This is a genomic window from Blautia fusiformis (assembly GCF_020686995.1).
GTDB lineage: Bacteria > Bacillota > Clostridia > Lachnospirales > Lachnospiraceae > Blautia_A > Blautia_A fusiformis.
In genome coordinates this window covers 135,511-145,237 of record NZ_JAJEPT010000009.1, presented here as the reverse complement: position 1 = coordinate 145,237, position 9,727 = coordinate 135,511, and the positions used below count along the sequence as shown (strand labels likewise).

At 43.3% G+C, this 9,727-nt stretch carries 10 protein-coding genes; all 10 read left to right on the top strand.

All coding sequences use genetic code 11. The annotated features are described in order from the left end of the window. Window positions 1-149: 149 nt before the first annotated feature. The 10 genes from ruvB to LKD46_RS09555 all read left to right on the top strand — a co-directional run bounded on the left by ruvB (window position 150) and on the right by LKD46_RS09555 (window position 9,677). A complete protein-coding gene (ruvB, locus tag LKD46_RS09600; protein ID WP_015524888.1) occupies window positions 150-1,160 on the top strand; it encodes a Holliday junction branch migration DNA helicase RuvB in 1,011 nt (336 codons plus the stop codon). A gap of 84 nt (window positions 1,161-1,244) precedes the next feature. Further along, entirely contained in the window at window positions 1,245-1,406 is a 162-nt protein-coding gene (locus LKD46_RS16865) for a CdiA C-terminal domain-containing protein (RefSeq protein WP_158526504.1), read from the top strand. A gap of 223 nt (window positions 1,407-1,629) precedes the next feature. Beyond that, window positions 1,630-1,932: a DUF4406 domain-containing protein gene (locus tag LKD46_RS09590; protein ID WP_022426487.1), complete on the top strand. Its 303-nt coding sequence runs from the start codon at window positions 1,630-1,632 to the stop codon at window positions 1,930-1,932. Window positions 1,933-1,942: 10 nt separating this feature from the next. Next, window positions 1,943-2,206 (top strand): DUF6275 family protein, encoded by a 264-nt coding sequence (locus LKD46_RS09585; protein ID WP_110103918.1) that lies wholly within the window; start codon window positions 1,943-1,945, stop codon window positions 2,204-2,206. Between the two features lie 99 nt (window positions 2,207-2,305). Next, on the top strand, window positions 2,306-2,638 hold the full coding sequence (locus LKD46_RS09580) for a ribonuclease (RefSeq protein WP_110103919.1): 333 nt from the start codon (window positions 2,306-2,308) through the stop codon (window positions 2,636-2,638). A 392-nt stretch (window positions 2,639-3,030) separates the two neighbouring features. Continuing rightward, the gene (locus tag LKD46_RS09575) at window positions 3,031-4,062 is read left to right on the top strand and encodes a peptidoglycan recognition protein family protein (protein ID WP_227574080.1); all 1,032 of its coding nucleotides are present in this window, start codon (window positions 3,031-3,033) and stop codon (window positions 4,060-4,062) included. Between the two features lie 177 nt (window positions 4,063-4,239). After that, window positions 4,240-4,647: a cell division protein ZapA gene (locus LKD46_RS09570; RefSeq protein ID WP_015524889.1), complete on the top strand. Its 408-nt coding sequence runs from the start codon at window positions 4,240-4,242 to the stop codon at window positions 4,645-4,647. A gap of 88 nt (window positions 4,648-4,735) precedes the next feature. Beyond that, window positions 4,736-6,895, top strand: a complete 2,160-nt coding sequence (locus LKD46_RS09565; RefSeq protein WP_110103994.1) for a peptidase U32 family protein — start codon at window positions 4,736-4,738, stop codon at window positions 6,893-6,895. Window positions 6,896-6,901: 6 nt separating this feature from the next. After that, window positions 6,902-8,281, top strand: a complete 1,380-nt coding sequence (locus LKD46_RS09560) for an FtsW/RodA/SpoVE family cell cycle protein (protein ID WP_015524892.1) — start codon at window positions 6,902-6,904, stop codon at window positions 8,279-8,281. Then, a complete protein-coding gene (locus LKD46_RS09555; protein ID WP_110103920.1) occupies window positions 8,184-9,677 on the top strand; it encodes a peptidoglycan D,D-transpeptidase FtsI family protein in 1,494 nt (497 codons plus the stop codon). The genes LKD46_RS09560 and LKD46_RS09555 overlap by 98 nt, the downstream gene beginning before the upstream one ends. Window positions 9,678-9,727: the final 50 nt, after the last annotated feature.

The window sequence follows — 9,727 nt, the reverse complement described above, 5'->3', positions numbered from 1 at the left end:
GGATAGCCTGTTTTAGCTTTGCCCTAAAGGGTAATCGAGCAGGAAGCCCCCACTTCAAAATCGTAAGATTTAAGTGGTGGGAGCATGTCACCGCCGTGAGTAAGAGCAAACATGCTCGCACTGAAATGAAATAGAACGGAGCATAGCAAATGGAGAACAGGATCATTACAACAGATGTTACAGAAGAGGATTTTTCCCTGGAGGGAAATTTAAGGCCTCAGAGTCTGGATGAGTATATTGGTCAACAGAAAACAAAAGATACCCTGAAAATTTATATCGAAGCAGCAAAGCAGCGTCATGATTCACTGGATCATGTGCTGTTTTATGGACCTCCGGGGCTGGGAAAGACTACACTTTCCGCGATCATTGCCAATGAGATGGGAACACATATGAAGGTAACATCAGGTCCTGCGATTGAAAAGCCAGGCGAAATGGCTGCGATCCTGAACAACCTTCAGGAAGGAGATGTGCTGTTTGTAGATGAGATACACAGACTGAATCGACAGGTAGAAGAGGTTCTTTACCCGGCAATGGAAGATTTTGCTATCGATATCATGATCGGCAAAGGAGCATCCGCCCGTTCCATTCGTCTGGATCTTCCGAAGTTTACATTGGTAGGTGCAACAACGAGGGCAGGTCTTCTTTCCGCGCCGCTTCGTGATCGTTTTGGCGTAACACAGAGACTGGAGTTTTATGATAAAAAAGAACTGACGACGATCATTCTACGTTCCGCTCAGGTGCTTGGCGTGGAAATCGAACCCAATGGAGCTGCCGAGATCGCCAAGCGTTCCAGAGGAACCCCCCGTCTGGCCAACCGTCTTCTGAAGAGAGTACGTGATTTCGCCCAGGTGAAGTATAATGGTGTGATCACCTACGATGTTGCCTGCTTCGCATTGGATCTTCTGGAAGTAGATCAGTATGGCCTTGATAAAACAGACCGCCGCATTCTCCAGACCTTGATCCTGAATTTTCAGGGCGGCCCCGTGGGGCTTGAAACACTTGCCGCATCGATCGGAGAAGACTCCGGAACACTGGAAGACGTGTATGAACCCTATCTTTTGCAGACAGGTTTCCTTAACAGAACTCCACGTGGAAGAATGGCTTCCGTGCTGGCATATACCCATCTTGGATATCCTCGTCCTGATTTATCGACAAAGTAAAGGTCATAAAAAAAGTGAATTACTCGGTAACTGAGTTACCAGAGAATCTGAATTGAAGACTATTAGCACAGGTGAAAAAACGTTCTGTATAATGCGGTAAAAAAGAAAAAGCGCCAGGCAGGAAACTTTATTTTTGATATAACGGATTGCCCGCTGAAAGAGGGCGAAATAATGGAGCAGGTCAATAATCTGTTCAGATCAACACATCTCTCCTTTTTTGGAAGAGATCGCATTGTACAAGGATAGAAAAATAATTGGTGTTTATCAAAGAAATAAAAAATAAGAACCATTCAGCTGTACGATCTAAAAGATCATGGGTACTGCGAATGGTTCTTATTAAGATATCTTATGTGTATTTTACGATAATATACACAAGAATGCAAGACTTAAAATAAACAATAATTATCCACCAGTCAGAAAATGACAGGTGGTATTTTTATACACTTTTTTAAGAAAGAGAGGACAAGAAATGAAGAAATTATTTATCAGTCAGCCAATGAGTGGCAAAGCAGACGAGGAGATTCTTGCAGAGCGAAAGGTGGCAATCAAAGCGGCAGAAGAGTTGTTGAGAGAACCTGTAGAGGTTATTGATTCTTTCTTCCAGTCAGCACCGGTAGGAGCAAAACCTCTGTGGTTCATTGGAAAGTCCCTGGAGTTTTTATCTGATGCCGATATCGCTTATTTTGCAAAAGACTGGCAGAAAGCAAGAGGATGCAAGATCGAACATGAGCGTGCGGTTGAGTATGGAATTCCGAGAATTGACCATGTGTAGGAGGTAAGGAATGGGAAATGAAGAATTTTTAAGACTTTGCAAAGTAAAAGTAGCTGAATATACCAATTCACACATGGATAAGATCGATGGAAAACAGATCACAGTACAGTATGTGTACGTGGTATGGAGTTGTAAGACATTACAGAACAGTAAAGCACTTCTGAGCACGACTGTGCCGGATGGAATGTATTATGAGCTGACATATAACGGAGATAAGCACGAGTTATACTTTGATGCTTATAAGAAATTTCAAAACATGTGCTTTAAACTGTAATTGCGCCGGTGCAACAGTCGGAGAAGGGAAACACTACATGGAAACAATCATTTGCTCATGTCATAGAATAGAAGATCTGGAAAGAAAAGGAGAATGAACATGAATGTAAATGTAATGATGCAGTATGTAACATATGGTCTGGCGCTGATCGGGGTGCTGGCGTTCCTGGTATCGATTATTGTGCAGGTGATCAAAGAGCTCCCGGGACTTAATAAGATCCCGACAAGTATTGTAGCACTGGTCACATCACTGATCCTGTGTCCGGTGGCACTGGCAGTCCTGTGCACGTATTATAAGACAGCTGTCACCTGGTATTATATTTTCGCATCGATTATTGCGGCGTTTGTAGTGTATTTGGTTGCGACCGGCGGTTGGGAAAAAGTAAAAGGTATCTGGGACAGGACGAAATACAAAGATTCAGAGGGCGAGTGATCCCTTTGTGAAATTCGTTGAACATCAAAGGACGATATGATAATATAGAACACGGAGCAATCGTGTTGCAGGGTGGCTGACCTCTATTCTACATAGAATGGATGTGGTGCTGATGGACAAGAATCATTTTGATTTCAAAGACCTCATGGCTTTTGGTATGTTCATTCTGGCATTGCTTACGTTCGTTTTGACGTTTTGTAAGTAATTTTCTACATAGAAAAACCACCCCAAAACTTTGGCTGAGTGTAGGGTGGAATTTCTATTTCGCTATTCACTGAGTTCAACCCCTTGTGGGCGGTTGTTCCTTTGTATTATCAATATACCATTTCGAAAAAAATAATTCAAGTATTTTTAGGAGGCGAGTAATCGTCTTTTTTTATTGGAGGAAACATATGTTAAAGATTATGGGAAAAGCTCAGGTATCCGGCAGGAATTATGGTCAGAAGATCATCAGCATTTTGAATGGCATATTATCTATTAAGGCATCAAATAAGACATCAAAAACAGAAAAGGAGAGTACAACCATGAATATCAACACAAGTCTTATCAGTAACAACAACAGCTATGCAGGTCATAAACCGGCATATATCGTAATTCACAACACAGATAACTATGCCAAGGGTGCAAATGCGAAAGCACATGCTAAGGCTCAACATGATGGAAACTTTAAAGGCTATTCTGCACATGTATATGTGGACGACACAGAGGCGTATCAGGCGCTTCCATACAACCGTGGAGCATGGCACGTAGGCGTCAACTACGGAGGTCGGCTGTTCGGTACTGTCAACAATAGAAATTCAGTAGGAATCGAGATGTGCGTCCAGGCGGGCTATAACTATGAGAAAGCTTTCCAGAATACAGTACAGGTGTGCAAACAGCTTATGAAACAGCTGGGAATCCCGGCTGACAGAGTTGTGCAGCATTATGATGTATGCGCAAAGAACTGCCCGTCAGCGATCCGTGCAAAAGGTGACTGGAACCGGTTCAAGCAACTGATCGGAGCTGAGACCACCACGCCAACGGTAGATAAGTATTATCGCACAAGAAAGTCCTGGGCTGACAGCAAGAGCCAGATTGGAGCATACAAGAGCCTTGAGAATGCAAAGAAAGAGTGGAAACAGGGCTACACCATCTATGACTGGAACGGAAAAGCAGTGTATCCTGTACAGACTTCAGAAAAGGCAGTAGTTCTGACAGGAAAATTTGAGACCCAGCTTCCGATCATCCGGAAAGGGAATTCCGGCGTTGCAGTTTCTGTGCTGCAGTCTGTACTTGGTGTTACTGTGGATGGCCATTTCGGAGACGATACAGAAGCATCTCTGAAAGTTTTCCAGAAAAACACAGGCGTAAAGGTAAGTGGAACCTGCGGTATTGATTCCTGGAAAAGGGTGATCGAACACATGAAAGCCAACACTCATAATTGAGAAAAACATTTGCATCTTTAAGGAAAATATTGTAATCGACAAAATAATAGAAAAACTTCTATACATTTTTGCGGGAATCAGTTATAATAAAAGAAATTGCGGGTTGTAAGACCGGCAATGCAGAGGAATGTTATTGAGGAAATTACCAGTAACAGATAAATTCAGGAGGCTTTACGAATGGCGGTAAAGAATACAGCACAGGTTGTTATCGATGGAAAGATCATTACTCTGGGCGGGTATGAGTCCGAGGAATATTTTCAGAAGGTTGCAGCCTATATGAATAATAAGATCAGTGAGCTGAGTCAGATGCCGGGATACTCCAGACAGGCCATGGAGACCAAACATACACTGCTCAGTCTGAATATTACAGATGATTATTTTAAGGCAAAGAAGCAGGCGGAGATTTTTGAACAGGATCTGCAGCAGAAAGACCAGGAGATGTATGATCTGAAACATGAACTGATTTCTTTGAAAATGCAGATTGAAGAGGCGAAGAAGGCAGAACAGGAAGCTCAGGAACAGAAGAATCTTCTGGACGGTAAGGTGAAGGAACTGGAGAAAGAACTTGATGAACTGCTTAAATAAGGATGGGGGATTGCTTCGGTAATCCTCTTTTGTTTTATGGTCATCGGATTGATTAACAGATGGGAGATGAGGGAATACTTTGAAAAATATGATAACAGAACTGCTCTCGCCGGCAGGTTCTTATGAAAGCTTTGAGGCAGCTATTGGTGCCGGGGCTGATGCGGTATATGTAGGAGGACCGGCTTTTGGAGCAAGAGCTTATGCGCAGAACTTCACCCAGGAAGAGCTGATCACTGCCATTGAGACCGCACATATCCATAACCGTAAATTATATCTTACTGTGAATACACTTTTGAAGAACCGTGAACTGGATGATCAGCTGTTTGAATATCTGCTTCCATATTATGAGGCAGGTCTGGATGCGGTGATCGTACAGGATCTGGGAGTATTTTCTTTTATACGCCGGAATTTCCCGGATCTGGATATTCACGCAAGCACACAGATGACAGTAACCGGACTGGAGGGAATGCGGTTTCTGGAGGAAAAGGGAGCAACTCGTGTGGTTCCGGCCAGAGAGCTTTCCCTGGAAGAGATATCTGCCATGCATAAGGCAAGTCCTCTGGAAATAGAGACTTTTATCCATGGAGCTCTCTGTTACAGCTATTCCGGCCAGTGTCTGATGAGCAGTATTTTCGGTGGAAGAAGCGGAAACCGTGGCCGCTGTGCGCAGCCATGCAGGCTTCCTTACAGTGTAACCATGGATCACAGAAAATATAAAGGAGACAAGGATTTTTGTGCATTAAGCCTGAAAGATATCTGCACTTTGGATATTCTTCCGAATATCCTGGAGGCGGGTGTTATGTCTCTGAAGATCGAAGGGCGTATGAAACAGCCGGCGTACACAGCGGGCGTCACGGCAGTATATCGAAAATATCTGGATATGTATTTAAGTGGAAAAGAATATCACGTTCAGGAAAAAGACCGGAAGTATCTTCTTGAGCTTTTCAGTCGTGGAGGATCCTGCAAAGGATACTATGATATGTATCGCGGACCGGAAATGATGGCTTTTGCCAATGAAAAAAAATCCGGTAATATCCAGCCGGAGATCAGAAAAATAAAAGAAAAAATTCATGGGAATTTAATACTTTCTCCTGAAAGTCCTGTTATACTGGAAATAACCTGCAAGGGCCAGACAGTAACTGCTATGGGCGGTGAGGTACAGTTTGCTAAAAATCAGCCAATGGAAGAACAGAGGATCCGTCAGCAGATGGAGAAACTGGGAAATACAGATTTTCAGTGGGAGGATCTGAACATTGAAATAAATGGAAGGATTTTTGTTCCGGTTAAAGTTCTCAATGAAGTACGAAGAGATGCTCTGAGTCAGCTGCGGGAAGCACTGATCGGATGTCAGAAGAGAGCACAGGTTACGAAGCAGCCGACGAAATCTAAGGATCAGGCTGCCTGTCACAGAAGGGTAACAGACAGCCTGCCTGTGTATGTATCCTGTGAACGTTCGGATACTGCGGAAGTACTTTTGAACGAACCGGGGATTACAGGTTTTTATTTTCCTTTTGATACTATGGAAAAATATTTTTCACCGGAACTTGCTGCAAGCAGTGAATTATATCTTTCTACTCCACATATCCATCGCGGAGAAATCCCCGAAAAGTGGCTTCGATCAGCTCAAAAATGGTTGGAGCAGGGTATGAAGGGTTTTCTGGTAAGAAATCTGGAATCTTACGCCATACTGAAAAAAATGGGATATGGCGAAAAATGTATCCTGGATGCATCCATGTATACCTGGAATGATCAGAGCGTTGATTTCTGGCGGGAAGAGGGAGTTCTTCGAAATACAGTCCCCCTTGAGTTGAATGAGGGTGAACTGAAACACAGAGATAATACTTCTTCGGAGCTGCTTTTATATGGTTATATCCCACTGATGCTTTCCGCGCAGTGTGTAAGGAAGAATCTTTTCGGATGTACAGGAAAATATGAGACGGCTTATCTGAAAGACCGCTATAACAGTGAATTTCCGGTAAAATGCAGTTGTGATCCATGGGGAAAAAACATCTCCGAAAAAGCAAAATACTGTTATAATATCATTTATAACAGCATTCCTTACGGACTTCCGGGTGAAAAAGATCAGGTAAAAAAACTGAACCTTCACTCTTTGCGACTGGCATTTACGATCGAAGAGCCAGAGAAAGCAAAAGCGATCCTGAAAGAATTCCGGACGGTTTATCAGGAAAACGGAAAACCTTCCGGACGCAGGTATACAAAAGGCCATTTTAAAAGAGGAGCCGAGTAAAAGTGTATGATTAATGTAATTACAGAATTATCTAAGTATGTGATCCTCACATTGATGATCGTCTATACCTTTCATTGTTTTTATATGGTGTGGCGGCAGGATGAGGAAGAAAAGAGAGAACTGCTCCATCAGCAGCTGACCATGATCTTTTTTATTGATTTTACAGCATTTCTTGTGATCTATTTAAAAAGCATGGATTTCAGGGTCATCCTGTTCTATATCGAAATGATGATCTTTTTTGCAGCGATCCAGATCCTTTATCGAATTATTTATCAGAATGCATCGCTGCTTCTTTTAAATAATATGTGTATGCTCCTGAGCGTAGGATTTATCATGCTCTGCCGGCTTTCACTTCCGTCTGCAACTAAGCAGCTTCTGATCGTGGCCGCAGGTAGTGCAGTATCACTGGTGATACCGGTAATGATACGAAAAATGAAATTTTTAAAGGATCTTACATGGGCTTATGCCGGAATTGGTATTGTACTTCTGGCGGCAGTTCTTGTTCTGGCAAGCACAAGCTACGGTGCAAAGCTTTCTCTTATGGGAATCCAGCCTTCCGAGGTGATCAAGATAACCTTCGTATTTTTTATGGCATCACTTCTGTGTACCAAGGTGGATTTTCGCAAAGTAGTACTGGCTACGATCGTTGCAGTGATCCATGTAGGGATCCTGGTTCTTTCCAGGGATCTGGGTAGTGCAGTGATCTTTTTTGTCACCTACCTTGTACTGATCTATGTTGCAACCAGAAATCCGAGCTATTTATTTCTGGGACTTGGCGGAGGATGCGTTGGTTCGGTGATCGCATATCATCTTTTTGGACATGTCCGTCAGCGAGTCAGTGCCTGGAAGGATCCGATGGCTGTCTATCAAAATGAAGGTTATCAGATCGTGCAGTCTCTGTTTGCGATCGGAACCGGAGGCTGGTTTGGAATGGGACTTTGTCAGGGCTCTCCGGAGAAGATTCCGGTCGTAAAAAATGATTTTATCTTCAGTGCTATTTGCGAGGAACTGGGTGGCATTTTTGCCATCTGCCTGATTCTTGTATGCACAAGCTTTTTTCTGATGATCGTTACTATTGCACTAAAGATCAGGAATCCGTTTTATAAACTGATCGCACTGGGGCTCGGAACAGAATATGCTTTTCAGGTATTTCTGACCATCGGCGGTGCAACCAAGTTTATTCCAATGACAGGAGTTACACTTCCGCTGGTGAGTTACGGAGGCAGTTCTGTCATGTGTACCATCCTGATGCTTGCGATCATTCAGGGACTGTATATTCTGAGGGAAGATGAGGACGAACAAATTGAAACGCAGCGAAAAGAAACGATTGAAAGAAGAGGAAAGAGAGCAACGCCTGAGAGAAAGAGAAATCGCCAGACTCCGTAGAAAAAAGAACCGGCCTTTAACTTTTGTATCGGCCTTCTTTATATTGATCTTTGTCAGTCTGATCGGATATCTGGTTTATTTTGACGCCATAAAAAGCGAAGATTTTATCAACAGCCCGTACAACACCCGTCAGGATACATTTTCGGACCGGGTAGTACGTGGAAGTATCCAGTCTTCGGATGGTGAGGTCCTGGCACAGACCAATGTGTATGAAGATGGAACAGAAGAGAGAACGTATCCGTTTTCCAATATTTTTGCACATGCAGTAGGATATGATACCAATGGTAAGAGCGGTTTGGAATCGGAAGCAAATTTCCAGCTTCTCACCTCCCATTCATTTTTTCTGGAACAGATGAAAAATGAATTCCTGGGAAAAAAGAATCAGGGTGATACCGTGATCTCCAGTCTGAATGCAGATCTTCAGACAACAGCATACAATTCTCTGGGAGACCGCAGAGGAGCGGTAGTTGTACTGGAGCCATCCACCGGACGTATCCTGGCTATGGTGAGCAAACCGGATTTTGATCCGAACACGATCGCACAGAACTGGGATACCCTTGTTAATGATGAAAGTAACAGCAGCCTTTTAAACCGTGCAACCAATGGAGCTTATCCTCCGGGATCAACATTTAAGATCGTCACGGCACTGGATTATTTCAGACAAAAGGGATCACTGGAGGGATATTCCTATCTGTGTCAGGGAAGTATCACAGTGGATGACCACACGATCCAGTGTTACAATGGTGCAGTACATGGACAGGAGGATTTTTATTCCGCATTTGCACATTCCTGTAACTGTGCATTTGCAGATATGGGACTTGGTCTGGGAGGAGATACTCTGAAAAGTACTGCAGAGGATCTGCTCTTTAATAGGGCGCTTCCGCTGAATTCCTATAAAACCAGTCGCTTTACCCTTGATAAAGATTCTCCGAATGCACTTGTGATGCAGACCTCGATCGGCCAGGGTAACACTCTTGTTTCTCCGATGCATATGGCATTGATCACAAGTGCCATCGCCAATGATGGTGTACTGATGAAGCCAACTATGATCGATAAGATTGTGAATAATTCCGGTGATACGGTCAGGGAAACAGAAAAAACAGAATACAAACGTCTGATGACAAGAAATGAAGCCAATATCCTTGGAAAACTAATGAAAAATGTAGTTGAAAACGGTACGGCTTCCGCATTGAATGGACGAGGATATACTGTTGCCGGAAAGACCGGTTCTGCGGAGTTTGATGAAAATGGTTCCAGTCATTCCTGGTTTGTGGGTTATTCTAATGTAGATGATCCGGATATCGCCATTGCAGTGATCGTGGAAAACGGCGGAACCGGAAGCGAAGCGGCAGTTCCCATTGCGGCCGATGTTTTTGATGCATATTATTTCGATTAAATTGAGAACAGTATCTGCTTCTTGCCCCTTGCCTATAAGGTAAAAAAGAG

Bases quoted from the DNA above. Each gene is read 5' to 3' on its own strand.
- ruvB (WP_015524888.1), top strand. From the start codon at position 150: ATGGAGAACAGGATCATTACAACAGATGTTACAGAAGAGGATTTTTCC.
- LKD46_RS09590 (WP_022426487.1), top strand. From the start codon at position 1,630: ATGAAGAAATTATTTATCAGTCAGCCAATGAGTGGCAAAGCAGACGAG.
- LKD46_RS09585 (WP_110103918.1), top strand. From the start codon at position 1,943: ATGGGAAATGAAGAATTTTTAAGACTTTGCAAAGTAAAAGTAGCTGAA.
- LKD46_RS09580 (WP_110103919.1), top strand. From the start codon at position 2,306: ATGAATGTAAATGTAATGATGCAGTATGTAACATATGGTCTGGCGCTG.
- LKD46_RS09575 (WP_227574080.1), top strand. From the start codon at position 3,031: ATGTTAAAGATTATGGGAAAAGCTCAGGTATCCGGCAGGAATTATGGT.
- LKD46_RS09570 (WP_015524889.1), top strand. From the start codon at position 4,240: ATGGCGGTAAAGAATACAGCACAGGTTGTTATCGATGGAAAGATCATT.
- LKD46_RS09565 (WP_110103994.1), top strand. From the start codon at position 4,736: ATGATAACAGAACTGCTCTCGCCGGCAGGTTCTTATGAAAGCTTTGAG.
- LKD46_RS09560 (WP_015524892.1), top strand. From the start codon at position 6,902: ATGATTAATGTAATTACAGAATTATCTAAGTATGTGATCCTCACATTG.
- LKD46_RS09555 (WP_110103920.1), top strand. From the start codon at position 8,184: ATGAGGACGAACAAATTGAAACGCAGCGAAAAGAAACGATTGAAAGAA.